Below are 25,778 nucleotides of genomic sequence, written 5' to 3' on the forward strand. Positions count from 1 at the left end.
CGCATATAAGACATCCCTACAGGAGACTGCCGCCATATGAAGATTGCCGTTATTGGCGCTGGCGCTTGGGGCACTGCCCTTGCCAACGTCTTTTCCCAAAAGGGACTGGAAACCTGTATTTGGGCCAGAGAAAGCGGTGTGACAGCCAAAATCAACAAGGATCACGAGAATTCGTGGTACCTGCCGGGCATCCGGCTTGATGAAGGTCTGCACGCCTCTGTTGATATGGCCCGGGTCTGCGATGGTGCCGAAGCATTTGTGTGGGTTGTCCCCACGCAGTTTACCCGCCACGCACTGGAGCAGTTCCGTCCGCATTTTCCACATAAGCCGACGATCATTTGTGCGAACAAGGGCATTGAGCTGAAAACGCTCAGAACCATGTCCGAAGTCGTGGACGACGTGCTGTCCGACATGAAACCGCGTTTTGCTATGCTGTCTGGACCTTCTTTCGCGAGTGAAGTGTGCCGGAATATTCCGACAACTGTGACCCTTGGCTGCTCTAGCGAGCGCCGGGGCAAAAAGCTTCAGGAAATTCTCTCCTCGGAGAGCTTTCGGGTATACACAAACACGGATTACCGTGGTGTTGAACTCGGTGGCGCACTCAAAAATATTATGGCTATTGCCGCAGGTGTTTCGGATGGTCTGAACTTTGGTTCAAATGCCCGTGCCGCACTCATTACCCGTGGCCTTGAAGAAATGAGCCGCTTCGGTGAAAAAATGGGTGCCAGAAAGGCAACCTTCCGTGGACTCTCCGGCCTTGGCGATCTGGTGCTGACCTGTACTGGTGACGCCTCCCGGAACCGTCAGGTGGGGCTCAAACTGGGGCAGGGCAGAAAGCTTGTGGATATTCTCGACGAGATGCGCTCTGTGGCCGAAGGTGTGAAAACCACCGAAGCCGTGTACACCCTTGCCAAGCAAAAGGGCGTGAGTATGCCCATCACTGAGCAGCTGTATCAGGTGCTCTACGAAGACAAGGACCCGCGTGAAGCGGTGACCGAGCTGATGACTCGCGAACTTCGCGACGAATAGCGTCTTGCTGACAAAAATAAAGCGGCTCCCTCCATTTGGAAGGGGCCGCTTTTTTGTTCTCTTGGAGTGGCGAGACTCATTCTCCGGGAAGCCACTGTACCCACAGGGAGCGTCGGCGTGGGCCGTCCCAGTCGCAGAAAAAAACTCCCTGCCACGTTCCGAGCTGCATTTTGCCATTGGCAACAATCAGGGTTTGCCCGGGGCCAAAGAGGCTGGTTTTGATGTGCGCATCAGAGTTGCCCTCTGCGTGCTCAAAGTCACTCCGCTGCGGCACCATGCTATGCATGTGGCGCGTTATGTCGCGGACCACGTCAGGATCAGCGGCTTCGTTTACCGTGATGCCTGCCGTTGTGTGTGGACTCCAGAGCAGGACTGCTCCGTTTTGCCAGCCCTTGCGCGTGACCAGTGCCTGCACAAGGTGGGTCACATTGACGAGCGACTCGCGACGCTCTGTTTCAATGGTCAGCTTTTCCATCTGAACTCCTCCTGTGTGCTTTGCCCCGGCTACGGTCCCGGTATCTTCTAGGCTCTGAACCCGTGGCTAAAGCCTTCGTCGTAGAGTTTGGAAATGTGGTCTTCGCCATCCTCACCCGGGAAAATCAAAAAGACTGTCTGGCGGGTGAAATTGTTTTCGTGTGCGGTGGCAGCAAGTTTGCCAAGCGTGGAGCGCACAATGGTCTGCTGCGGCCAGCCAACGCGGTAGGCCAGAACAACTGGTGTCTCGTCATCAAGGCCGCCTGCCTGCAATTCTTCCTGCACGCCTTCTGGATTGCCAGAGGACAGGTAGATCGCCATAGAGCAGCCATGTGAGGCCAGCTTGCGCAGCTTTTCGCGCTCAGGAACCGGAGTGCGGCCCTCAAGGCGGGTAATGATGAGTGACTGGGTGTTTTCCGGAACAGTGAAGGACATGCCAGCTGCCGCAGCGCCCGCAAATGCCGCCGTTACGCCGGGAAGCACTGCCCAGCTGATGCCGTCTGCGTCCAAAAGACGCGCCTGCTCGCGAACTGCGCCGTAAAGACCAGCGTCACCCGTGTGCACTCGCACAACTTTCTTTTCCTGTGCTACTGCCTCGCGAATGATTGCGTGGGTCTCTTCCAGCGTCATTGGGGCAGAATCATAGACCTCTGCGCCGTCTTTTGCGCAGGCTACCAGCTCACGGGGGACAAGAGAACCTGCGTAAATGACGCAGTCTGCTTCTTCAATGAATCGACGTCCCTTAACCGTAATCAGCTCCGGATCTCCCGGGCCTGCACTCACAAACCAAACCTGTGCGTCAGCCATATTCATCCTGTTTACTCGCTCTCAACAGCAGCATGAACTGCCGCAAGAATCGCCTGAAATACTTCGTCAATGCCCATTTCTGAGCTATCCACCACCACAGCATCCTTGGCAGGACGCAGCGGAGCTACTTTTCGGTTGCGGTCCAGTTCATCGCGTTCCCGAATCTGCTGGGCCAGCTTTTTCAGATTTGCATCGTGTCCCATTTCCTGGAGCTGGAGGAAGCGCCGTTTTGCCCGCACTTCCGCGCTCGCATCCAGAAAAATTTTGCACGTTGCCTCAGGAAAAACCGTCGTGCCCATGTCTCTGCCCTCTGCGAGCAAAGACACCTCGCTCCCCAGCCTCTGCTGTGAGCGGCGAAGGAATGTCCGCACTGTCGGCAGAACCGCTACCCGTGAGGCCATCATCCCCACTTCTTCGGTTCTGATTTCATTGCCAATTCTGCGCTTGTTCACCCGGAGGACAGACTCTCCCTCTTCTTGCGAAAGAGAGAAGTGGAGTGTGTTCAGGCGTTCAGACATTTCGCCCTCAGGCAGTTTGTCTGCATCATGTCCCAGCTCCAGTGCGGTCGTTCGGAACATTGCACCAGTATCAAGGTAGGCAATGCCAAGCTCTTTTGCCACTCGCTGAGCCAGTGTTGTTTTGCCAACTCCAGCCGGTCCGTCCAAGGTCACAATCACAGGTTTAGCCATGCGCCAGAATCTCCCTCGCTGTTTCTATGAACACGTTATTTTCACGCTCGTTGCCAATAGTAATGCGCAGCGAGCGCGGTAAGTTGTAGCTCCCGAGAGGACGCAGAATAATGCCGCATCGCAGCATTTTTTCTACAAACTCTTTCGCCCCAAAGGGCGCATCGGCTGGCATATCTACCAGCAAAAAGTTAGCCTTGGAAGGCCAGACTACAAAGCCCATTTTTTTGAGCTGCTCAGTCAGGTACTCTCGCCCTGTCGTGACCACTCGCATCGTCTCTTCCACGAATGTCGTGTCGGACAAGGCCGCGATACCTGCGATTTCTGCCAGTATATTCACCGAAAACGGCAATTTGACCCGCAGGCAGTAGTCCGCCAGCCATTCCGGCAGCACACCGTAGCCAAGGCGCATCCCCGCAAGGCCGTACATTTTTGAGAATGTACGCAGGAATGCAATATTAGGGAACTCTTCTCTGCGGCTCAGCAGTGAGTAGGCGTCCTGATCTTCCACAAAGTCCATATATGCTTCGTCGATGACCAGGAGGCATTGCTCCGGCAGGCGTTTTGCCAGTGCTTCCAGCTCCTCAACGCGCGGCGCGTACCCTGAGGGATTATCCGGCGTCGTCACGAAGCACAGGGCTGTGTTTTCATCCGCAAGCTTTAGCAGGGCGTCCCAGTCAAAGCTGAAATCACTGTTCAGCTTTGTCTGTCTGAACTCAACCCCGCACAGTTTCGCCTGCAATTTATACACGGAGAAGCATGGATCAAATGCGATAATATTATCCACGCCCGGCCGGGCCTTTACCCGCACCAGCAAATCAATGATTTCGTCCGAGCCATTGCCCGTGACAACACACTGCTCCGGCACACCAATTTTTTTCGCAATCGCCGCGTTTAGCTTTGGCGTCCCCGCCTGCGCGTAGCGGAATGCCATGTCTGCGTTACGCGTTAGCGCCCTTTGCACTACGGGTGACGTGCCCAGTGGATTCTCATTGCTCGCAAGCTTGATGACATCTGCAAGGCCGTATTTGTCCCTGATTTCGTCAACAGCAAGCCCCGGTGTATATGCTTCAAAATTCGGTATCTGTGGCAGTACGGTATCCTTTAGACCCATTTCGCGCTCCTTGCGGTCATGTCGGGAGTTCGCTCCTCCCTATGCAATATATCTTTCTTCCCGACTCAATCAAAAAGAATTCAGCCACGTTGTCAATGGGCGTTATGGTGGGAGAAAATTGGGGGCCAGCCCCCAAACCCCCGCGTAAGGGAATGATTCCCTTACGTATCCTCAGCGAGTTTGAATTCCATCCACGCTTCGCGTGAATGGAATTCAAACTTGATGAAAATAACGTCGAGAGCTTCTTTCTCTTTCCCGTGTGTTGCCACCATTTTCTTTTTGAACGCTTGCGTTCAAAAAGAAAATAAGTGCGGCAGAAAAAAGGTAAAAGAACACGCGTTCGGGAAATGCCCACTAGGCCGAAAAAAAGGGGCCGAAATGGAGAGGAGAGCGTAGCTCTCATCACATTTCGGCCCCCTTTTATTTCGGGCGAACTTGGGATTCCCAAGGGCCTCGTCCTTGGGCGGGGTCAAGGGGCAGCGCCCCTTGCAGGGCTTGGGACAGCGTCCCAATCACCCCGCCCGCCCGGCGCCCCTTGCAGAGCACGAGACGGAGTCTCGTACCCCCCCCCACCTGCCCGCTTTAGTTGTTTTCAGCGGAAGATCGAGTAGCGGCAACGGCGTCGATGTCGGTTTCACCGGTGCGAACGCGAAGCGAGCGTGCGATGTCGAGGACGAAGATAACGCCGTCGCCTTCGGCGCCGGTGCGGGCGCCGTCTGAGATAGCGTCGAGTGCGGCTTCTTCGAATTCGTCGTTAACGCCGATTTCGAGGCGGACCTTTTTGAGGAGGTTCACTTCGACGGGGAGTCCGCGATAGGTTTCGTGAAAACCTTTCTGGCGGCCGGAGCCGAGGACGTTGGTAACAGTCATGCTGAAGATATTTTTAGCAAACAGGGCCTGTTTTACATCATTGAGGCGCTCTGGCCGAATGTAGGCGATGATAAGTTTCATTGGGTACTCCTCGGTTATTCAGTCGTGAAGATCTGGAAGCCGTTGTATGCTTCTGAGCCATGTTCAGCGGCGTCGAGTCCTTTGACCTCTTCGACGGGGTGGACGCGCAGGCCGAAGAAGGTTTTGACAAAGCTGAAGGCGATGGTGCCCATGCCGAAGGCCCAGGCGAAGGCAGCGAGAACGCCGATAGCCTGAATGCCGAGGACGGAGAGCCCGCCACCGTAGAGAAGCCCGACGGCGTTGCCATACCCGGGGGCGGCAAGGAGACCGACCATGAGGGTACCGAAGGCGCCGCAGACTCCATGGACAGAGACAGCGCCGACGGGGTCGTCAATGCGAAGCTTGGTGTCGATGACGACGATGGAGATAACGACAAGGATACCGGCGAGGAATCCAGTGACAAGTGAGCCGAGGGGAGAGAACTCGTAACATCCGGCAGTGACGGCGACGAGGCCAGCGAGAACGCCGTTAAGCGTCATGGATGTGTCGGGCGTTCCGAACTTTTTCCAGGCGAAGATCATGGCGCCAAGGGCGCCGGCAGCGCCACCGAGGGAGGTGTTCACGGCAATGTAGCCAATGGTTCCGTCGGCGGTTGTGGTGGAGCCGGGGTTAAAGCCGAACCAGCCAAACCAGAGAATGAAGACACCGAGGGCGCCGAGGGGGAGATTGTGGCCGGGGATGGCGTGAGCTTCGCCGTCATCGGAGTATTTGCCGATGCGGGGTCCGACGGCGATAGCGCCAGCAAGGGCGACCCATCCGCCAACGGAGTGAACGACGGTGGAGCCTGCGAAGTCGATGAATCCGAGGGATTCGAGCCAGCCGCCGGAGCCGCCCCAAAGTCCGCCCCATGCCCAGTGGCCGAAAACGGGATAGATGAGACCAGTAACGAGGAGGCTGATAATGATGTAGGCGTTAAATTTAGTCCGTTCAGCAACGGCGCCAGAAACGATGGTGGCGGAGGTCGCTGCAAAGACACTCTGGAAGAACCAGAAGGTGAGGGTCCACATGGCGTCGGGGGACGTGGGAGTGATGTCGCTGAGGGCGAAGCCGCTCAAGCCGATGAAGCCGCCAATGGAGTTGCCGAACATGAGGGCAAAGCCAAAGAGGAAGAAGGCGACGGAGCCAGCGGAGAAGTCGAGCAGGTTCTTCATGATGATGTTCCCGGCGTTTTTTGCGCGGGTGAAGCCTGTTTCGACGAGCGTAAATCCAGCCTGCATAAACATAACAAGGATAGCGGCGAGCAAGGTCCACAGGATGTTAGCGTTTGCCTGCGAGAGCATAGGGGCGTCATCTGCTGCGAGAGCGAGCAGCGGCGACGCGGCGACGATGCTGAGGGCGGAGAGACAGAGTCTCAGGGCGCCTGACCAGGAAAAGTAAAATTTGAAAGACATTGTGCGAAACCTCCTCGTGCGCAATGAAAAAAATGCGACGCAGTAAAGTGCGTGTTGCGGAATCTGGGAGGAATAGAGCAGTGATTGTGCCAAAAGATATAAGGTGCTGAAAAGGTGGGAGATGCGTGGAGGGTGTTGTTTTTTGGTGGAGGAAACGGAGATTTAAAAGTGATATTTTTACAAAAAGTGATAAATTAAAACATGCATAAATGGACATAATTGTGAAATTAAGAAAATAAAAAGAGTGGTGGGACGGAGAGGTGAGCATGCTGCTGAATCCGTTCACTCCTGTTTATGCCGTGTTCGTTTCCCTGATAAAAATTCCATTCAAGCCTTTATTTACAGGTGATTTTGCTTGCCAGGGACGCTCCCTTGTGCGCTTCAAAAATAAAATGAGAAAAAATGTGCCGAAAGATGCTTCGTATGAAAAAGCTCTTCATAAATTGACATTAATGTGAATACGCATGAAGAGAGGCGTGGAGCCACTTAAAGAAAATCTTCCCGGAAGAGCACTGGAGCATTCCCCATTATAATGGCTGTAGTGTGCGGCCAAAAGCCAAAATATTGGCCTGTTCTCTCTGCAATATGAATCCGGTGGGTGAAAAAAAGATCGCAGGGGTTCTGTTTTGTGACGTTGTGATGGTGGACCAATGCTGATTTGCAGTCCTTCTTATCTTCATTAGTCAGGCTGTCATGAAATCGCTCTATTATTACTTGTAATGGGCGATTCAAAAAAATGCTGGCGTATGGACCTTTATTCAGAAAAGCGCTTGACAGGACTCTCCGAGTCAGCGTAACTGCATTGCCATGCAGAAGATTAACACCCTTACCCACACCACCCGTTTTACTATGTTCAGCCTGATGTATTTCTGGCTGTACTTTATGTACTTTATGGGCACCTGTGGTCAAAGGGTGAAGGTTCTGTAACGCTTACACAACCAGATATTCCATTGGGCCGCAGGTATCACGCTTGCGGCCCTTTTTTTTATCTTTTTTGGGCTGTGGCTGGTATCCTGCCGATGGAAAACTTAGGGAGACCAAAAAAATGATGCTTGGCAAAACCATTCGCTCAGAAAGAATTTTCAACCGGAATACCGGCCGGACTATCATCGTTCCCATGGACCACGGTGTGACTGTCGGCCCGATTTACGGACTCGTTGACCTCAAGGGGACGGTCAACCAGATCGCAGAAGGTGGCGCAAATGCTGTGCTTATGCACAAAGGCCTTGCCCGCTGCACGCACCGCGGTGCTGGTCGCGACCTCGGCCTGATTGTTCACCTTTCTGCCAGCACCTCGCTTAGCCCGACCCCAAATGCAAAAACCTTGGTCGGTACCGTGGAAGACGCGCTTCGTCTCGGTGCAGACGGTGTGTCTGTCCACGTGAACCTTGGCGATGAGTGCGAAGGCCAAATGCTTGGCGCACTTGGCGAAGTTGCGAGCAAAGCCGCCGACTGGGGCCTGCCGCTTATGGCAATGCTCTACGCCCGCGGACCCAAAATCGAAAACGAGTACGACCCCACTGTAGTACAGCACTGTGCACGCGTTGGCATGGAACTCGGCGCTGATGTCGTCAAAGTCGCGTACACTGGCGATATTGACAGTTTTGCAAAAGTTGTCGAATCCTGCTGTATTCCTGTCGTGATTGCCGGTGGTCCAAAGCTGGACAACACCCGCGACCTGCTCAGCATGGTCCACGACAGCGTGCAGGCTGGCGGCGCTGGCCTTTCCATCGGCCGTAACGTCTTCCAGCACCCCAATGTCTCTCTGCTGCTCAAGACCCTGAACGGGATTGTGCATCAGGGCTGGGATCTGGATCAGGCTATGGAAAACATGGGCGAACACCTCGACTAAACAGGGCTAGGCCTTGGGACCAAAACAATGAAAAAGATTTTTGTATCAGCAATCCCCTTTGATAAGCATTTCGTCACCCTCGCGCTGGAATCCGGTGTTGATGGCGTGATCGTCGACGCCAAGGATACGGACAAAGTCAAGCATCTTGCCAAGGTTGATGTGTTTCCCACAGACAGCTTCTCTTTCTTTAGCCTCAAGGCAAAGGACGATGAGAAAAAAGCTGCTGATGCCCTGGCAAAAAAACGGTCTGTTATCCTCAGGGAAGGATGGGAAGTTATTCCCGTCGAAAACCTCCTCGCACAGGGCGAAGGTCTTGGCGTGGAAGTCGACTCCTATGATCGCGCTATTCTCGCTGCTGGCATTCTTGAGCGCGGCGTGGATTTCATTGTTGTGACCCCCAAGGCCGCAGCAGACCTGAAGCCGATTGTCGCAGAACTCAAGCTCTCTCAGGGTATTCTTGACCTTGAGACCGCAAAGGTCACTGCCGTTGAACCCGCAGGACTGGGGCACCGCGTTTGTGTGGATACCCTGAGCCTCCTCAAGTCAGGACAGGGCATGCTCGTTGGTAACTCCAGCGCGTTCACTGCTCTTGTTCATGCCGAAACCGAAAAGAACGAATACGTGGCCGCACGACCATTCAGGGTCAACGCCGGAGCCGTTCACGCCTACGCCGTGATGCCCGGTGACAAGACAAATTACCTTGAGGAACTCTCCTCAGGCAGTCAGGTGCTGATCGTTGACGCGTCAGGAAAAACTTCTGTTGCTACAGTTGGACGTGTCAAAGTTGAAGTACGGCCGATGCTGCTTGTGAGTGCGAAAACCACCTCGGGAGCTGAAGGCCGTATTTTTTTGCAGAATGCAGAAACAATTCGGATGGTTCGGCCCGATGGCAGCCCGGTTTCAGTCGTTGATCTGAAACCCGGTGATGAAATTCTCGTTCGAACGGATGCCGCTGGCCGTCACTTCGGTATGCGCATCCAGGAAGAAATTAAGGAAGGCTAAGACGATGGGAGACGATCGCAGCGACTGGTCCGGCGAAGAACGCTTGGGCGATTTGCGGAAAGAAATTGATACCATTGACCGTGAGCTGGTGGCTCTGCTGAACCGCAGAGCCAAGTGCTCCCTCGAAGTGGGGGAGACCAAAAAGGGCGCAGGAGACTGCATCTTTAAGCCAAAGCGGGAAATGCAGGTCATGGAGCGCCTTCTGGTACAGACCGATGTCTTGCCAGAGCAACACCTCAGGGCCATCTATCGAGAAATTTTTTCCTCCAGCCGCAAGCTCCAGCGGCCACAGCGCGTGGCCTATCTGGGGCCGGAAGGGACCTTCTCCTATTTCGCGGGTGTAGAATTTTTGGGGCACTGTGCAGACTACCTGCCCCAGAACGACATTGAGGGCGTTTTCAGAAGCGTTGCTTCTGGCGAATCCGGGCTGGGCATTGTCCCGCTCGAAAACTCCCTCCACGGAACAGTCGGCCAGAGCCTTGACCTGTTCCTTCGCTTTGGAGTGCGGATTCAGAGCGAACTGTTTTGCAAGATTAGCCACAACGTGATGGGCAGGGTCAAAGACCTTGCATCGGTCAAGCGGGTCTACTCGCACCCGCAGCCCCTTGCCCAGTGTGCCCGCTGGCTCCGGTCAAATCTGCCAAGCGCAGGACTGGTTCCTGTCGAGAGCACCGCGGCCGCAGCTCGTCGGGCCATGAGCGACCCCGAAGGCGTCGCCATCGGTCACATTCAGCTCGCACAGCTTTTTGACCTTGATGTCATGGTGCGTAGCATCGAAGACCTGCCAGACAACTGGACGCGTTTTGTGGTGATCGGGCGAGGAAAAGAAACAGGCCTTGCCAATGACAAGACCTCGCTTCTGTTTACGGTGCCGGATAAATCAGGTGCCTTGTCCTCTATGCTGGATGCGTTTACCCGGCATGGCATTAACCTGAAAAAACTTGAGTCGCGCCCCATGCGCGGCGAAAAGTGGAAGTACGTGTTCTTTGTCGATCTGGAATGCGACCTTGAACACGAGGAGTACAGGGATGTGATGGCAGACCTCGAGGCAAATTGCCTGACTCTGCGCGTCCTTGGCAGTTATCCGGCCGGCCCGTCTCTGGATGTGTCAGCAGAAGACGGAGCAGAGACTCCGCAACCATAAAACATATTTTTTGAAAAAAGAGGATCATTCCGATGAAAGTCAATTACGATGCACAAAACGACGTCCTGAAAATCTCCCTGTCCAGTACCCCGGTGCGCAACTGTGATTTTGACAAGCCCGGCGTTGTACTCGGTTACGGAAGTGACGGAAGTCTGGTGGATCTGGAAATCCGTGAAGCTTCACGGAAGATTGACAACCCGCGCAGTGTGGACCTGGCCATGAATGGCCGCTCGGTCCACGGCGTGCGTCTCCTGTAAGATATTTGAGGTGAATCATGACCACTGCGAATGATCTCATTCATATTGCCGCACCTGCCAGCAAATCCCTGTCGCACCGGGCTGTCATCGCAGCAGCTCTGTCCGAAGGAAAATCTCGGCTGACAGGTGTCCTCCAAAGCGTCGACCTTGACCACACTATGGATTGCCTTCGGGCCTGTGGTGCCACCATCGTCCGCAACAGCGATGGTTCAGTCGAGGTGACTGGCGTGTCCGGCACACCCCGAGGGGGAGAGAGCAAACCGGCAGATTTGGACGTCCATGAATCCGGCACCACCTGTCGCCTGATGACGGGTGTTGTTGCCGCAGGCAGGGGAAGCTTCCGTATCCACGGAGCACCCCGCATGCACGAGCGTCCTATTGGCGCGCTTGCTCAAGTCTTAGAAAATCTCGGCTCGGTGTTCGTATGGGAAGGGCAAAAGGGGTTTCCGCCTTTTGTTCTCTCCACTTCGGGTGTTTCCGGTGGCAGTGTGAATGTTGATGCAGGCGAGAGCAGCCAGTATGTTTCTGGATTGCTTTTGGCCGCCGCATGTGGTGCAGAGACGACTCGTCTCGGTCTTTCTGGTGAAAAAGTCGTGTCCTGGCCCTACGTCGCTCTGACTCTCCAGATTATGGAAGATTTCGGGGTTCCGGTTGAGGTCGAGGAATGCGACGAGAACGGCAACTTTGTTGCCTGCGACTGGCGCAGCATTACGCACGCCGTCCCCGGCAAAACGCGCTTTGTTGTGAAGCCCGGACGCTACCAGTCCCGCGACGCCGCTGTCGAAGGAGACTGGAGTAACGCATCCTACTTCCTTGCGGCTGGTGCGACTGGCAAACGGGCTATCGAACTGAGTGGCCTGCGTCAGGATTCCTTGCAGGGGGACCGCGCTATCTTGGACATTCTGGAAGAGATGGGCGCAGAAGTGAGCTGGAGCGAGAACGGCGTGAAAGTCGGTCCGCCAAAAAATGGCGCACTTCGCGGTGTAACGGTTGACATGGCTGCGTGTCCGGATATTGTTCCGACTGTCGCTGTTGTCGCGGCACAGGCCAGCTCCAGAACTGTCATTAGCGGAGCCGCGCATCTGCGCATCAAGGAATGTGACCGCATCGAAGCCATGCGCAGTCAGCTTTCAAAAGTTGGCGCCAAAGTGCAGGCAACAGACGATGGCCTGATTATTGACCCGGCCCCACTGACACCCGGCCCGGTCGATATGAAAAGTTTCGGAGATCACCGGATTCCCATGAGCCTTTCCATTCTGGAAAATGCAGGGATTCAGCCCCGGTTTGATACTCCTGAATGTGTTTCCAAATCATTTCCCACCTTCTGGGAAATGTGGGAAAACGTGAGATAAAGGACTCCTGACCACAATGACGGCAGAAAAACAGATACAGCGGGTGCTGATTGTTGGCAGCACCGGAAAAATGGGTCGCCTTTTTATGCAGCGCGCACAAGAGGCCGGTCTTGAGGTGCGCGGTGTGGACCGCCCCCTGACACCGGAATCTGTTGCCGAAGCTGCTCAGGGTGTCGACCTGGTGCTGCTCGCTGTTCCAGCCTCTGCCATGAGTAAGGTTTCTGCCCTGTGTGCATCCGTGATGCAGGCTCCGCAGATTCTTGCAGACGTCTGCTCGGTCAAGGTGAACCCTGTGAAGTCCATGATGCGGCTGTATGATGGTCCTGTGGTGGGAACGCATCCCCTGTTTGGACCAAATCCCGCTGAGGGCGAAGTGAGCACGGCCATTACTCCCGGCCGTGATGACAACGCCAGCCATATGGTTCTGGACTTCTTTCTCGCTATGGGCTTTAGCGCCTTTATGTGTTCTGCCGAAGAACACGATCAGGCTATGGCCTCTATTCAGGGCCTGAATTTTGTGACAACCGTGTCCTATTTTGCAGCTCTGGCACACAAGCCAGAGCTTGATCGTTTTATTACTCCTTCCTTTACCCGTCGCCTCAATGCGGCCCGCAAAATGCTCACGCAGGATGCTGAGCTGTTTGCTGGTTTCATTGAAGAGAATCCCTTTACTCAGGACGCAGTGAAGTCTTTCCGCTCCATGCTGAATATTGCAGCTGGTGGCGATATTGAACTGCTTGCTGAGCGGGCTAACTGGTGGTGGCGCGACAATAATAAAGGGGGAGGAGTGTAAGCTTTTTTTGTTCAGTCAGAAGCCAAGTCAAAAGCCGCACCCTTCCGGGGTGTGGCTTTTTTTGTGTGCTGCACCCGCTGGAAACCTGCTTGGGCGTGAGCTTCTCCTCAAAGTACGTTAGGCTAATACACGAATTTTCAGCGCCAGTTTTTGGAGCAGAAACACCCAGAATGGGCAGACCGCGACAGCGGAGGAAATTATGGAACAGATTCGACTTGAACAGCACGGGCAGTGGATGCCTGCCGACATACAGACACCAATCAGTCTCTATCTTGGGCTGGTGGGGCAGAATCAGGGCATTTTGCTGGAAAGCGCACAGGTGGACGGACGCCTTGGCCGCTACAGCATTGTGGCCTGGAACTTTGCCGTTCGCCTGACCTGCCGCAAGGGTCTTTTGGATGTCGGCGTGCGCGACCAGCGCTTTGAACCACTGCGCGAACTGGACGGAATGCCCTATGTGGATGGTGTTCGCGAAGCCATGAAGAATATCACCATTGATGCGCAGGATGAGTTTAAGGATCTCCCGGCCATTACGCGCGGACTGGTTGGCTACTTTGGGTACGGCATGGCTGGCATGTTTGAACCTAAGCTCTCCACAGTGCTTCCGCCCAAGGATGCCGAAGCCTGTCTGGTCCTGCCCGGCAACATTGCCCTGTTTGACCATGTGCGTAGCCGTCTCTGCATGCTGACGCTGTCCCGTGGTGTCCGCCCCAGTGTGGACATGAAGGCGGTGTCTCGCTCCGCAGTGAATCCAGAGATTGGCGACGTCACGGTCTACCCTGACCATGACCAGTACACGGACTCTGTGCGCAAGACCATTGAGCTGATTCGTGAAGGCGAGTGCATTCAGACGGTTATTTCCACCCGTTTCTCCGCACCGTTTCAGGGAGATGCCTTTGTCCTGTATCGCCGTTTGCGGCAGGTCAATCCGTCTCCATATCTGTTCTTTATGCGTTTGCCCGGCATTGAACTCTTTGGCTCTTCTCCAGAGCTTTTGGTGGGCTGCCGCGAAGGTGAGCTGACTACCTGCCCCATTGCCGGAACCCGCCGCCGTGGCAAAAATACGGCAGAGGACAAGGCCCTTGAGCAGGAACTTTTGCAGGACCCCAAGGAACGCGCCGAGCATGTCATGCTGGTTGATCTGGGCCGCAACGACCTCGGCCGCATTGCCAAGGCTGGAACGGTAAGTGTTGACCAGTTCATGCAGGTTGAGCGTTTTTCTCACGTGATGCATCTGACCTCCTATGTGAGCGCAGAGCTTCGCGAAAAACTGGATGGTCTGGACGTGCTGCGGTCCGCATTTCCTGCGGGCACGGTATCTGGCGCCCCCAAGGTTCGGGCAATGGAAATTATTTCTGAGCTGGAACCGCAGAAGCGCGGACCCTATGCCGGAGCCATTGGCTGGCTTGGGCTGGGCGATGGTCCCATCAACATGGATACCGGCATTACTATCCGGAGCATGTGGGTGCGCGAAGGCCGTTTGAACTGGCAGGCAGGGGCCGGAATCGTGTTTGATTCTGATCCGGAAAAAGAATGGGAAGAGTGCGCAAACAAGGCGCGGGTTCTTGGCGAAATTGTACGTGGACATGGAGGCGGCGATGTTCTTGCTGATTGATAACTATGATTCCTTCACCTTCAATCTGGTGCAGGCTTTTCAGCGTCTTGGGAAGTATCCGGAAGTGCGCAAAAACGACGACGCCTCTGTGCTTGAGCTGGCCGAGTCTGGCACCCTGAGTGCTGTCTGCCTTTCTCCCGGTCCCAGTCATCCCGGTCATGCTGGCTACTGTCTTGAATTCCTGCGCCGCCTTCCGGCAGAGGTTCCTGTTTTGGGCGTCTGTCTCGGGCATCAGATTTTGGGCGCTTTTGCAGGTGCCGAAATCAGGCGGGCAGACCGCATCATGCACGGCAAGACCTCCAGCATTGAGCACAATGGTGAAGGGCTGTTTGCAGAGCTTCCTAACCCGCTCGTGGTTGGTCGGTATCATTCACTTGTTGTTGATGTGGATGGAGCGCCAGAAGATGTTCGCAATCGTCTTCAGGTCACAGCCCGGACTGCTGGGGGAACTGTTATGGCCATGCGCTACGCCGACCGGCCGTGGCATGGGGTGCAGTTTCATCCGGAATCCGTGCTGACTCCAGAAGGCGAAAAACTGATTTCGCATTTCCCAGAGGGAATTTTATAATCGCAACACAACGCGCAGGCGCGACCTGCGCGGCATCGCATAGGGAAAAACAATGAAAGATTTACATATGGCTGACGTGCTGGAAATGCTCGCATACCACAAGGACCTTCCACAGGACATTGCCGAAGAAAGCTTTAGCCGTCTTATGGATGGAACCATGACCCCAGCTCAGGCAGGCTCTTTTTTGATGGGACTCAAGACCAAGGGCGAGACCACGCTGGAGCTTGCCTCCGCTGCCAAGGCTGCCCTTGCTCAGGCCCGTCTGGTGCCGAACCTGACGAGACCGCGTATTGACACCTGTGGCACTGGTGGTGACGCCAAGTCCAGTTTTAACTGCTCTACAGCAGTGGCATTTTTGCTTGCTGGTATGGGCTACGATGTTGTGAAGCATGGCAACCGTTCTGTCTCCAGCAAGAGTGGCAGTGCGGATGTTCTCGAAGGCATGGGCCTGCCTCTCACCATAGAGCCAGAGGCCGTCGCTGGAGAGCTGGACCGGTGCCATTTCGCTTTTCTCTTTGCTCCGGGCTACCATCCGGCCTTCAAAAACATCGTTCCCATTCGTCGTGAGATTGGATGCCGGACGCTGTTCAACCTGCTTGGACCGCTCCTGAATCCGGCACGTCCCACGCATCAGCTCCTTGGAGTGCCTGCTCCCGATTTCATGGTGCGCATGGCCTCGGTTCTGGCCCGTACCAACATTGAGCGTGCAGCCGTTGTCCACGGTGCTGGCGGGTATGACGAGTTGACCACTTTTGGCGAGAACAAAATCGTGTATGTGCGTGACGGATGGATTCAGGAAAATGTTCTTGATGCTGCTGATTATGGTCTTGGGCGGCATACTCCAGAGGCCGTTGCAGTCTCTGGCAAGGAAGAGGCCCTTGATGTTTTGCGGCAGCTGATTGCTGGTGGCGGCCCGGCAGCCATGCAGGACATGATTATTTTGAATGCAGGTATGGCGCTGTATCTTTTGGAAGACGAAATGAGCCTTGCGCAGGGCATAGACGCTGCTCGTGAAGCCCTGTGTGCTGGCGTTGCAGAGAAGGTGCTCAATGCTGGATAAATTTGTCCGGGCTAAGCAGCCCGAAATAGAACTGCTTGAGACGCTTCAGAAGGAAGGCTGTTTTCCTGCTCCTCTTTCTGGCCCACGGCGGTCGTTTTTGGATTCCCTGCGGCAGCAGGGAGCAGGCGCGGTGATTGCTGAGTACAAGCGGGCCTCTCCCAGTCGGGGCGACATTGCGCCCCATCTGCGGGCTGATGACGTTGCCTGTGCCTACGCCGAGGCCGGAGCTGGTGCTGTATCCATTCTTACTGAGCAGCAGTATTTTCGTGGGAGCATGAGCTTCTTGCAGAAGGCAGAGCGTTGTGGTCTGCCCATGCTGCGAAAGGATTTCATCTTCCACGAACTCCAGGTGCGGCAGACGGCCGCCAGCCCTGCATCAGCGGTCTTACTCATCGCCCGCATGCTCCGGGTGGAACAGCTTGCACATCTGGCCGCCCTGTGTGAGGAGTACGGCCTTACTCCGGTAACCGAGGTTTTTGATGCTGAGGATTTGAGTCGTGCCCGTCGCGCCGGTGCTCATGTGATTCAGGTCAACAACCGTGATCTCGCGACCCTGACAACCTCTCTCGACAACTCCCGTGAGCTGTCTCAGAGCAAGCAGGATGGTGAGTTTTGGATCAGTGCCAGTGGCATTTTTCATGGCTCAGAGATTGACGAGATGGCTGACTGTGGCTTTGACGCCGTGCTTGTTGGAACCTCTCTTATGGAAGGTGGCGATCCCGGTGCAGCGCTTCGCACGCTTTTAGCTGGTCGGAGGGCATAGCTCATGCTCGTCAAAATTTGCGGAATGACCAGTCAGGCCAGTGCAGACCTGTGTCAGCAGGATGGTGTGAAGATGCTTGGGTTTATTTTTCACCCCTCCAGTCCTCGCAACATTGAGCCGCCGCAGGCCCGCAGCATTCAGACCTCAGGAGTATTGCGGGTTGGCGTTTTCGTCCGGCAGAGTGCAGAAGACATTTTGCGCACCATGGACAAAGCACGTCTCGACATTGCCCAGCTTGCCGGGAATTTTGACGAAGAGCTTTGTGCTCGTATTGGTGCAGAGCGGGTCATGCCCGTTTTTCGGCCAGAAGCACATTCTACCCGGCAGTCGCTTGAGCAGGACCTCGCCCGGTATTCAGCTTTGATGCGGTATGCCTTGCTCGACGCAGGCTCAATCGGTGGCGGGCACGGGCGCGCTTTGAATTTTTCCCAGTTGCAAGGACTCATAAGCCCGGTTCCGTGGCTTTTGGCTGGCGGGCTTTCGCCCCAAAATCTGGGGCAGGCTCTCGCAGAAGCTCGACCCGCCGGTCTCGATCTGAATTCCGGTCTCGAAGCTGCCCCCGGCCGCAAGGACCCTACAAAAGTTCATGAGGCTTTGAGCATTATTCGAGCTTTGGATGAATAAGGGAAAGTCGAGGCTGGATGAGTGGGGAAAATTGGGGGCCAGCCCCCAAACCCCCGCGTAAGGGAATGATTCCCTTACGTATCCTCATCGAGTTTGAATTCCCTCCACGCTTCGCGTGAATGAAATTCAAACTTGTTGGGCATAACGTCGAGAGCTTTTTTCTCTTTCCCGTGCGTTCGCCACCATTTTCTTTTTGAACGCTCGCGTTCAAAAAGAAAATAAGTGCGGCAGAAAAAGGCAGAAGAACACGCGTTCGGGAAAACTCCACTAGCTGTATTGAACAGGTTGGGGGAGAGGAGAGCGAAGCTCTCATCCCACCAACCTGTTCAATACAGCGAAAGCGGGATTCCCAAGGGCCTCGTCCTTGGGCGGGGTCAAGGGGCGGCGCCCCTTGCAGGGTTTGGGGCAGCGCCCCAATAAAACACCCACCCACGCGAGACCCCTGTAGCGTATATGTGCATAACTGACAGAGGTCAGAGAAATATTTAGAGGAGACAGAACATGAAAAAGGGATACTTTGGAGATTTTGGTGGTCAGTTTGTACCGGAGCTTCTGATGCCTCCACTTCAGGAGCTGGAAGAGGCGATGAAGCTGATTGTTCGCTCGCGGAATTTTTTGACAGACTACGCCGAGCTGATGCGTGACTTTGTTGGTCGCGAGACGCCGCTGTACCTGTGCCGTAACCTGTCCAAGGAGCTGGGCTTTAACCTGTGGCTAAAGCGTGAGGACCTGAACCACACAGGTGCTCATAAGATCAACAACACAGTTGGGCAGGCGCTTCTGGCAAAACACATGGGCAAAACAACGCTGGTAGCTGAAACCGGTGCTGGCCAGCATGGTGTTGCCACGGCGACAGCTGCGGCCATGCTGGGCATGAAGTGCATTGTGTACATGGGGGCACTTGATGTGCACCGTCAGGCGCATAACGTCCGCCGTATGGAACTGCTGGGGGCAAAGGTCGTGGCGGTCGAGACGGGTTCCAAGACCATGAAAGACGCCATTAATGAGGCACTCCGCTACTGGATTGCTGAGCAGGAAACCACGCATTATTGCCTGGGTTCCGCTGTTGGCCCGCATCCTTTCCCTGAGCTGGTGCGAGATTTCCAGTCTGTGATTGGTCATGAAGCTCGCCAGCAGAGCGTAGAGAAGTTCGGTACTCTGCCGAATGCGATTGTGGCCTGCGTGGGCGGTGGCTCAAACGCCATTGGTATCTTTAATGCTTTCCTTGATGACCGCGAGGTGCGCCTTGTGGGTGTCGAAGCTGCTGGAACGGGCGAAGAGGGCTGCGTGAACTCTGCCACGATTACGCAGGGCAGTGTTGGCCTGCTGCATGGCACCAAGAGCATGCTGCTCCAGACCGAAGACGGTCAGGTGAAGCCTTCTCACTCTGTTGCTCCTGGGCTGGATTACCCCGGTGTTGGCCCTCAGCATGCCTTCCTCGATAAGTCTGGCCGTGCCGAGTACGTGTGCGTGAAAGACGATCGCGCACTGAATGCATTCCACACGCTGTGCCGTCGCGAGGGCATTATTCCTGCTCTCGAATCCTCGCATGCTCTGGCCTATGTGCTGGACAACCGCGATGCCTTTGAACAGGGCGAACACGTTATCGTGAATCTCTCTGGCCGTGGCGACAAGGATCTTGGAATCATCGAAGAAGTTGAAGGCGAAAAAGGCTTCATGGCCTAGTGCGGCCTGAGTTGAAAGGAGAATATCATGGCGGAATCACAGCTTACACAGAGCATTCGCAAGGCTAATGACGCGGGCAGAAAAGCCCTTATCCCATATCTTCCTGCTGGCTTTGGCGGCAAGGAAAAGTTCTGGGAGTACGTTCGGGAACTCGACGCCGCTGGTGCCGACGTTATTGAAATCGGTGTCCCTTTTTCTGATCCGGTTGCAGACGGTCCGACTGTTGAGCGTGTCTCTCAGGAGTGCCTCGCCTGCGGCATTACTCTGCACTGGATTATTGATGGCCTTCGTGAGCATCGCAAGGAGCTGAATGCGTCTATCGTGCTCATGGGCTACATCTCTCCCTTTTTCCATTACGGCTTTGAGCAGCTCGCAAAAGATGCTGCCGAAGTCGGTGTGAATGGATTCATTGTTCCAGATCTCCCCTATGAAGAGGCTGGAGAATTTCTTGAGGCTCTCAAAGGCTCGGGCATTAGCCTTGTGCCTTTGATTGGTCTCAATACATCGCTTGAGCGTATGGAGCTGTACACCAAAGATTTTGGTGGCTTCTGCTACGTTGTGAGCGTGATGGGTGTTACTGGTGAGCGGGCTGCAATCTCGGCCAGCATTACGACCAAGCTTGCTCAGGCTCGCAAGACCTTTAATTTCCCTGTGGCCCTTGGCTTTGGTATCTCTCACCCCGAGCAGCTGAAGGAATTCGCCTCCGAACTCGACGCCGTCGTGTTTGGTAGCGCCCTCATTACGCATCTTGAGGAGGGAGGAACGCCAGCGGAATTCATGAGCCGCTGGACGACTCGCTAGCCACAAGAACGGTTTCAGATACGTCCCTATGAGAAAGCCCCGGCCAGCATTGCTGGTCGGGGTCTTTTCGTTTCATGAGTATGGCGGCTAGTGGAATATGGGGATTTGCATCGACGTCAAAACATTCACGCTCGCGGCCATCGGACCAAAAATAAGCGCAAGGACAAGGCCGGCGCATAGAGCTGGGCCTGTGAGTTCGAGCAGTATTTTGAGTTTGTTCGGCTCTTTCTTTTTTTGCAGGAACATGAAGCCTGCCGCACAGAGCTGTATCAGCAGCGCCGACACCAGCCCGATGGGCAGTCCCTCTATTCCGCACAGTGCCCCCGACATCCCCGCAAGCAGAATTTCGCCAATTCCAAAGTTTTTTGCAGAGTTCAGGCGCAGCACCAGCAGTTTAACTATGCCCAGTATGCCCACTCCAAGGCCTGCACCAGCGAGGCTGGAGGTCAGGGGAAGCCCCATGACAAGTGGCCCAAGCACAAGCGCCCCCGGAAGGGCTATCCACAGAGGACGCTTCGGCATTGGCTGGCGGGCTAGCGCGATGAAGCCAACCACTATCGCAAGGCCCGTAAAGACCATTGCCACGGCCCATGCCGGGTCTGGCCCGTAGCTGAGGCCAAGACCAAATGCACTCGCCGCTCCCAAAAATTCGACCAGCGGATAGCGCCAGCTGATTTTTTCGCGGCAGCTCCGGCAGCGGCCCAGGAGCAGTGCGTAACTTAAAAGTGGGATATTCTCCCACCATGAAAGGAAATGCCCGCAGTGAGGGCACTTCGACCTCGGTGGATTATAAACGGATTCGCCCGTGAGCGTCCTATGTATGCAAACATTATAGAAGCTGCCTAGTATAAGCCCTACAACAAGTGCAAGACCCGGAAAGACGGCTGTATATGGCATGATGAGAAGTCCTTGGCAGTTTCAATTCGCCAAAATTGGTGGTTACATCTTCGCTTAACGGCCTAATGAATTTTCGCCCACTCGACAAGTTCATGCACAGTATTTGCACTTATGTAAAATTGCATGCTTCTGACGATTTTGAGGGCAGGATGGATTGGGGGGAATTGGGGCGCTGCCCCAGCCCGTAAGGGCTGGATGGGTGGGTGGGGGAAATTGGGGGCGCCGCCCCCAAACCCCCGCCCAAGGGAATGATTCCCTTACGTATCCTCATCGAGTTTGAATTCGTTTCACGCTTCGCGTGAATGAAATTCAAACTTGTTGGGCATAACGTCGAGAGCCTCTTTCTCTTTCTCGCGTGTTGCCACCATTTTCTTTTTGAACGCTTGCGTTCAAAAAGAAAATAAGTGCGGCAGAAAAAGGCAGAAGAACACGTGCTAGGGAAACGCCCACTAGCTCAAAAAAGACGGCTGATGGAGAGGAAAGCGAAGCTTTCATCCCATTCAGCCGTCTTTTTTGAGCGATAGCGGGATTCCCAAGGGCCTCGTCCTTGGGCAGGGTCAAGGGGCGGCGCCCCTTGCAGAGCACGAGACGGAGTCTCGTAATTCCCATATTCCATAAAAAAAGGCGGCCCTATGCGAGGGCCGCCAGCTTCCATAAGAGGCAGAGACAAACGAACAATTATTCTGGGCTGATAGTGCCGTCCTGCATCATCTGCTGAATCTGAGCGACGTCTTTGTCACCGCGTCCGGAGAGGTTAACGATGATGATTTTGTCGCTGGAGAGGGTTGGAGCGAGTTTCAGGCCCTGAGCGAGGGCGTGGGAAGACTCGAGAGCGGGGATAATACCTTCTTCTCGTGAGAGGGTGAAGAAGGCGTTAACGGCTTCCTTGTCGGAGGCGGCGACATACTCAGCGCGGCCTGCGTCTTTAAGGTAGCTGTGCTCTGGTCCAACGCTGGGGTAGTCGAGGCCGGCAGAGATGGAGTAGACGGGGGCGGCTTCACCTTTTTCGTCTTTGAGCATGTAGGAGCGGAAGCCGTGGAGGACGCCGGGTTCGCCGAGGCAGAGAGATGCGGCATGGTTACCGGGGGTCATGCCACGGCCTGCGGGTTCAACGCCCTGCATGCGAACGCCTTCGTCGCCGACAAAGGGGTAGAAGAGGCCGATAGCGTTGGAGCCACCGCCGACACATGCGAGGAGGTAGTCGGGGAGTTTTCCTTCAAGCTCGAGGATCTGCTTGCGGGCTTCTTTTCCGATAACGGACTGGAAGTCGCGCACCATGGCAGGGTATGGGTGCGGACCAACGGCGGAGCCGAGGAGGTAGAAGGTATTCTGAGCATCGGCAACCCATGCGCCGAGTGCTTCGTCGACGGCTTCTTTGAGTGTGCGCTGGCCGCTCATTGCGGGAACGACTTTGGCGCCCATCATTTCCATGCGGAAGACGTTGAGCTTCTGGCGTTCGATGTCGGTTTCGCCCATAAAGATGGTGCATTCCATACCCATGAGGGCGGCGGTAGCGGCAGTTGCAACGCCGTGCTGACCTGCACCGGTTTCGGCAATGATTTTTTTCTTGCCCATGTGCTTGGCGAGCAGGATCTGTCCGATGGTGTTGTTGACCTTGTGAGCGCCGAGGTGGTTGAGGTCCTCGCGCTTGAGGTAGAGCTTTGCACCACCGAGCTTTTTGGTGAGGTTGCTACAGAAATACAGGGGGGTAGGACGGCCGGAAAAATGTTTCAGCAGTCGCTTAAATTCGTTGATAAATTCTGGAGTGTCTTTGACTTCGTCATAGGCGTTGGAAAGCTCGTTTACAACGGTCAGAAGTTCGTCAGGAATGAACTGTCCACCGTATTCGCCGAAGAAGCCGTCTGCATTAGGAAGCATGGTCATTGAAAAATCTCCTCAAATTTTTTCGGGGAGATTACCGACCGCAGAAAGGGGGGAAGCATAAAAAAAACCGCGGTCTGTAATCTACCGCGGTTCGTATGTCGTTTTAGTCTGTCTCGGACAACAACGTCTCACGCGGCTCTGTTACCAGAGCCACCACCAAGAATAACTGGAAGTGAGTGTGTTGTTGATATTTTGCATGGGCTTATGCTGGCTCAAGCCGGGGGTGCTTGTCAAGCAGGGAAGCAAAAAAAGCAAAATAAGTCTGTAACAGCTCAAAATACATTGTTTTTTAATCTGAAAGGCTAATCCTGTACAAAGTCCTGCCAGGGTTTCCACGAGGCTACAGCCTGGGCAATCATCTCATAACCCGCGCCACTGGGGTGAATCCCGTCAGAGGCGACAACATTCTGTACATATGCGGTCAGGTCCTCAATGTGCTCAAACATGTTGCAAAAGGGGACGCTGTACTCGTCGCAGAGTGCCTGAAGGCGGTCAGAAAGTTCGCTGTTGCGGGCGGTGTGCTCTGGGTTGGCAACGGGCGGCGGTCCAACAAACAGCGTTTTGCTCTTCTGGCAGGATTCCAAAATTTTTTTGGTGTTGGCTTCAACTTCTTCGATACTCGCGCCCTGCTTGCCTTCACGCACGGCCATGTCGCCTGTACCGTAGGAAAAAACGTAGCGCGTTTCTTCAAAAGACAGTTCGCGAGCGGCGCTTTCGGCCTGCCAGCGCTGTGAGACTTCGAGACTTTTTTCGCGGCGAACACCAAGGTTATAGCAGGTGACGTTTTTCCCCGCTGCGCAGAGTTCGGAGCAGAGGCGGCCTGCCCAGCCCTTGCATTCTTCGTCGCGAAGACCGTTCACAATAGAGTCACCAAGGAAGCAGAAAATCATGAGTTCTCCTCGTTTGTTCAGAAGGAAGGGGGCAGGGGCATCACCGCAAGGAGCATTGCCTGAACGCAAAAAGGCCCACTGAACACAGCGGGCCTCTTTGGAAAGATGTTGGCTGGAAGACTAGTCTTCTTCGTTTTTCCAAGACTGCTTAATATAGAAAATGCAGATCGCGAGCGAAATAATGCCCGTAAAGAACCAGAAAAAGTCCATACCTCACTCCTTCTTGATATTTTCTGCCTTGGTCATATCGGGAATCGACGCTTATATCAACTCAAGAAGCGCGACACACTCGACGTGTGCACTGTGCGGGAACAGGTCCACGGGCTGCGCTTCGACCAAAGCATATTTTTCCGAAAGAATCTGAATGTCACGAGAAAGCGTTGTCGGGTTACATGAAACGTACACGATTTTTTTCGGTTCTGCATTCATGATGGCCTTCACAACGTCGGCGTGCATGCCCCTGCGCGGCGGGTCAGTGATGACAACATCAGGCTTTTTCGTCCCTTCTGCCAGCAGCTTACGGACATCACCTGCCAGAAAACGGCAGTTCGACAATCCATTTTTCTCCGCATTGATGCGCGCATCTTTGACCGCGGAATCAACCTCTTCCATGCCCACGACGCTCTTGGCTTTTTGCGCCATCACCAGCGACAGGCCACCAGAACCACAGTACAGATCCCATACGGTTTCCGTGCCTGTGAGCTGTGCGTAATCACGCGCCTTGGCGTAGAGCAGCTCGGCTGCGTGGGTGTTGGTCTGGAAGAATGAATTGGGCGAAATGCGGTAGTTCAGGCCCAGAACGGTTTCTTCAATTTCTGGTTCGCCCAGCGCAACCTGTGTCCTTTCGCCGAATGCCAGTGCGCTTTTGGCCTTGCGGGAAGAATGAACAAAGCTTGTCAGCTCTGGGAAGCGTTCCTGGAGGAATCCACCAAGTGCCCGCGCTACGGCCTGTCCCGGTCCGGGGGCCGTAATCAGGTGCAGCATGGTCTGTCCTGTGTTTTTGCCCTCGCGTACAACAAGGAAGCGCCACAGGCCTTCTCCCGTAATGGGACTATAGGACGGAATTCCAGATTCAGCGCAGAATTCACGCGTTGCCTTGACGGCTTCCATTGCAAATTTCGACTGCAGCCCACAGTGTTCAACATTTACAATGGATGTGTCAGAGCCGCGTTTATGCAGGCCAAGGCGCAGCGGTGAGCCGCTTCCTCCACCCGTAAATGCGAACTCCATTTTGTTTCGGAATTCCTGCGTCTCAGGGGATGCCAGCGTCTCCAGCACGCGAGGCTCCTCTTCGCCACCAAGGCGCGACAGGCTATCTACAACGAACTGGCGTTTCCATTTCAGCTGCTCTGCGTAGTCCAGGTTCTGGAAGCTACAGCCGCCGCATTTCCCAAAGTGAGGGCAGAATGCTACAATATCATGTGGACCCTGTTCCAGGCATTTGGTCGCCTCGGCTTCACCAAAACGCTTCTTCAAACGTGTGATTTTGGCCTCTACTCGCTGCCCCGGAAGTGCTCCCTCTACGAAGAAAACAAAACCTTCCGTTCGCGCTACTCCGCGTCCACCAAATGCCAGACCATGCACGGTCAGCTCTACAAGATCACCTTTGTGAAAATTTTCGCTCATTAGCTTTTCCTAAGCCTTCAGGACTTGACTTTTTTGTGTTTTCAGCCCAATTGAATAGTTCATTGCCAACGAGGAGGAGCACAATGGAAACTTTCTTCGAGCTTTTACATAACGCGTGGCACAGCACCCCACAGGGCTGGGTCGGCGTTCCGTTGATCTTTTTGTACATGGCACTGATCGTCGGCACCGCCATGTATCGTATTCGTCAGAATAAGGACCATCATTAAACCCTTATTTGGCGAATCGCACAAATTTTTGCAGCAGACCACAGGTAGGTTTCCCTATCTGTGGTCTGTTGCGTTTCGTGCCTTAGCTACTCTCGCACAAAAGTGCAATCCATTCTTTGGGGGCCAGCTCCAGTGGGTTAGCGTTAGATAGGTGGGGGGGAAGCTTGGGGGCCTGCCCCAGCACGTGAGTGCTGGATGGGAGGGTGGGGGAAGATTGGGGGCCTGCCCCCAAACCCCCGCGTAAGGGAATGATTCCCTTACGTATCCTCATCGAGTTTGAATTCC

General features: G+C 54.7%; 26 protein-coding genes. 16 read left to right on the plus strand and 10 right to left on the minus strand.

The window, feature by feature from the left end:
* Window positions 1-36: 36 nt before the first annotated feature.
* The gene (locus B5D23_RS13180) at window positions 37-1,029 is read left to right on the plus strand and encodes an NAD(P)H-dependent glycerol-3-phosphate dehydrogenase (RefSeq protein ID WP_078685913.1); all 993 of its coding nucleotides are present in this window, start codon (window positions 37-39) and stop codon (window positions 1,027-1,029) included.
* 76 nt (window positions 1,030-1,105) lie between these two features.
* Here the strand turns inward: B5D23_RS13180 and B5D23_RS13185 are convergent, their stop codons facing one another.
* The 6 genes from B5D23_RS13185 to B5D23_RS13210 form a co-directional block, all read right to left on the minus strand.
* A complete protein-coding gene (locus B5D23_RS13185) occupies window positions 1,106-1,504 on the minus strand; it encodes a secondary thiamine-phosphate synthase enzyme YjbQ (RefSeq protein WP_078685914.1) in 399 nt (132 codons plus the stop codon).
* Window positions 1,505-1,551: 47 nt separating this feature from the next.
* Window positions 1,552-2,310 (minus strand): precorrin-4 C(11)-methyltransferase, encoded by a 759-nt coding sequence (gene cobM / locus B5D23_RS13190; protein WP_078685915.1) that lies wholly within the window; start codon window positions 2,308-2,310, stop codon window positions 1,552-1,554.
* A gap of 11 nt (window positions 2,311-2,321) precedes the next feature.
* Window positions 2,322-2,999 carry a (d)CMP kinase gene (gene cmk, locus B5D23_RS13195; RefSeq protein ID WP_078685916.1) on the minus strand — a complete coding sequence of 226 codons (678 nt, stop codon included), beginning with the start codon at window positions 2,997-2,999 and terminating at the stop codon, window positions 2,322-2,324.
* A complete protein-coding gene (gene hisC, locus B5D23_RS13200; RefSeq protein ID WP_078685917.1) occupies window positions 2,992-4,110 on the minus strand; it encodes a histidinol-phosphate transaminase in 1,119 nt (372 codons plus the stop codon). The genes cmk and hisC overlap by 8 nt, the downstream gene beginning before the upstream one ends.
* Window positions 4,111-4,692: 582 nt before the next feature.
* Window positions 4,693-5,061 carry a P-II family nitrogen regulator gene (locus tag B5D23_RS13205; RefSeq protein WP_078685918.1) on the minus strand — a complete coding sequence of 123 codons (369 nt, stop codon included), beginning with the start codon at window positions 5,059-5,061 and terminating at the stop codon, window positions 4,693-4,695.
* Window positions 5,062-5,075: 14 nt separating this feature from the next.
* On the minus strand, window positions 5,076-6,452 hold the full coding sequence (locus B5D23_RS13210; protein WP_078685919.1) for an ammonium transporter: 1,377 nt from the start codon (window positions 6,450-6,452) through the stop codon (window positions 5,076-5,078).
* Window positions 6,453-6,718: 266 nt separating this feature from the next.
* Here B5D23_RS13210 and B5D23_RS13215 point away from each other — a divergent pair, with 266 nt between their 5' ends.
* From B5D23_RS13215 to trpA, 14 genes are all read left to right on the plus strand, one after another.
* Complete coding sequence (locus B5D23_RS13215; RefSeq protein WP_078685920.1) at window positions 6,719-6,910, plus strand: hypothetical protein; 192 nt, start codon at window positions 6,719-6,721, stop codon at window positions 6,908-6,910.
* A gap of 587 nt (window positions 6,911-7,497) precedes the next feature.
* Window positions 7,498-8,304 (plus strand): 2-amino-3,7-dideoxy-D-threo-hept-6-ulosonate synthase, encoded by an 807-nt coding sequence (locus B5D23_RS13220; RefSeq protein WP_078685921.1) that lies wholly within the window; start codon window positions 7,498-7,500, stop codon window positions 8,302-8,304.
* 27 nt (window positions 8,305-8,331) lie between these two features.
* Window positions 8,332-9,306, plus strand: a complete 975-nt coding sequence (locus B5D23_RS13225; RefSeq protein ID WP_078685922.1) for a 3-dehydroquinate synthase II family protein — start codon at window positions 8,332-8,334, stop codon at window positions 9,304-9,306.
* A gap of 4 nt (window positions 9,307-9,310) precedes the next feature.
* A complete protein-coding gene (pheA, locus tag B5D23_RS13230) occupies window positions 9,311-10,450 on the plus strand; it encodes a prephenate dehydratase (protein ID WP_078685923.1) in 1,140 nt (379 codons plus the stop codon).
* Window positions 10,451-10,482: 32 nt separating this feature from the next.
* Window positions 10,483-10,707: a DUF2283 domain-containing protein gene (locus B5D23_RS13235; protein WP_078685924.1), complete on the plus strand. Its 225-nt coding sequence runs from the start codon at window positions 10,483-10,485 to the stop codon at window positions 10,705-10,707.
* A gap of 17 nt (window positions 10,708-10,724) precedes the next feature.
* Window positions 10,725-12,059 carry a 3-phosphoshikimate 1-carboxyvinyltransferase gene (gene aroA / locus B5D23_RS13240; RefSeq protein WP_078685925.1) on the plus strand — a complete coding sequence of 445 codons (1,335 nt, stop codon included), beginning with the start codon at window positions 10,725-10,727 and terminating at the stop codon, window positions 12,057-12,059.
* A gap of 16 nt (window positions 12,060-12,075) precedes the next feature.
* A complete protein-coding gene (locus tag B5D23_RS13245) occupies window positions 12,076-12,852 on the plus strand; it encodes a prephenate dehydrogenase/arogenate dehydrogenase family protein (RefSeq protein WP_078685926.1) in 777 nt (258 codons plus the stop codon).
* 199 nt (window positions 12,853-13,051) lie between these two features.
* On the plus strand, window positions 13,052-14,467 hold the full coding sequence (locus B5D23_RS13250) for an anthranilate synthase component I family protein (RefSeq protein ID WP_078685927.1): 1,416 nt from the start codon (window positions 13,052-13,054) through the stop codon (window positions 14,465-14,467).
* Complete coding sequence (locus B5D23_RS13255) at window positions 14,451-15,035, plus strand: anthranilate synthase component II (protein ID WP_078685928.1); 585 nt, start codon at window positions 14,451-14,453, stop codon at window positions 15,033-15,035. Before B5D23_RS13250 ends, B5D23_RS13255 begins: the two co-directional genes overlap by 17 nt.
* A 52-nt stretch (window positions 15,036-15,087) precedes the next feature.
* Window positions 15,088-16,095, plus strand: coding sequence for an anthranilate phosphoribosyltransferase (gene trpD / locus B5D23_RS13260; RefSeq protein ID WP_200803666.1), 1,008 nt, complete (start codon window positions 15,088-15,090; stop codon window positions 16,093-16,095).
* Window positions 16,085-16,858 carry an indole-3-glycerol phosphate synthase TrpC gene (locus tag B5D23_RS13265; RefSeq protein ID WP_078685930.1) on the plus strand — a complete coding sequence of 258 codons (774 nt, stop codon included), beginning with the start codon at window positions 16,085-16,087 and terminating at the stop codon, window positions 16,856-16,858. Before trpD ends, B5D23_RS13265 begins: the two co-directional genes overlap by 11 nt.
* Window positions 16,859-16,861: 3 nt before the next feature.
* Window positions 16,862-17,482: a phosphoribosylanthranilate isomerase gene (locus tag B5D23_RS13270; RefSeq protein ID WP_078685931.1), complete on the plus strand. Its 621-nt coding sequence runs from the start codon at window positions 16,862-16,864 to the stop codon at window positions 17,480-17,482.
* 501 nt (window positions 17,483-17,983) lie between these two features.
* Complete coding sequence (gene trpB / locus B5D23_RS13280; protein ID WP_078685933.1) at window positions 17,984-19,168, plus strand: tryptophan synthase subunit beta; 1,185 nt, start codon at window positions 17,984-17,986, stop codon at window positions 19,166-19,168.
* 27 nt (window positions 19,169-19,195) lie between these two features.
* Complete coding sequence (trpA, locus tag B5D23_RS13285) at window positions 19,196-19,969, plus strand: tryptophan synthase subunit alpha (protein WP_078685934.1); 774 nt, start codon at window positions 19,196-19,198, stop codon at window positions 19,967-19,969.
* A gap of 87 nt (window positions 19,970-20,056) precedes the next feature.
* On the opposite strand, the gene B5D23_RS13290 is transcribed toward trpA, so the two are convergent.
* The 4 genes from B5D23_RS13290 to rlmD all read right to left on the minus strand — a co-directional run bounded on the left by B5D23_RS13290 (window position 20,057) and on the right by rlmD (window position 25,266).
* Complete coding sequence (locus B5D23_RS13290; protein ID WP_078685935.1) at window positions 20,057-20,866, minus strand: prepilin peptidase; 810 nt, start codon at window positions 20,864-20,866, stop codon at window positions 20,057-20,059.
* A gap of 678 nt (window positions 20,867-21,544) precedes the next feature.
* Entirely contained in the window at window positions 21,545-22,750 is a 1,206-nt protein-coding gene (trpB, locus tag B5D23_RS13300) for a tryptophan synthase subunit beta (RefSeq protein ID WP_078685937.1), read from the minus strand.
* Between the two features lie 302 nt (window positions 22,751-23,052).
* Window positions 23,053-23,640: a GDSL-type esterase/lipase family protein gene (locus tag B5D23_RS13305; protein ID WP_078685938.1), complete on the minus strand. Its 588-nt coding sequence runs from the start codon at window positions 23,638-23,640 to the stop codon at window positions 23,053-23,055.
* A 261-nt stretch (window positions 23,641-23,901) separates the two neighbouring features.
* The gene (rlmD, locus tag B5D23_RS13310; protein WP_078685939.1) at window positions 23,902-25,266 is read right to left on the minus strand and encodes a 23S rRNA (uracil(1939)-C(5))-methyltransferase RlmD; all 1,365 of its coding nucleotides are present in this window, start codon (window positions 25,264-25,266) and stop codon (window positions 23,902-23,904) included.
* Between the two features lie 83 nt (window positions 25,267-25,349).
* On the opposite strand from rlmD, the gene B5D23_RS15150 reads away from it, so the two are divergent.
* Complete coding sequence (locus B5D23_RS15150) at window positions 25,350-25,493, plus strand: hypothetical protein (protein ID WP_200803667.1); 144 nt, start codon at window positions 25,350-25,352, stop codon at window positions 25,491-25,493.
* Window positions 25,494-25,778: the final 285 nt, after the last annotated feature.

Source organism: Desulfobaculum bizertense DSM 18034 (assembly GCF_900167065.1).
GTDB lineage: Bacteria > Desulfobacterota > Desulfovibrionia > Desulfovibrionales > Desulfovibrionaceae > Desulfobaculum > Desulfobaculum bizertense.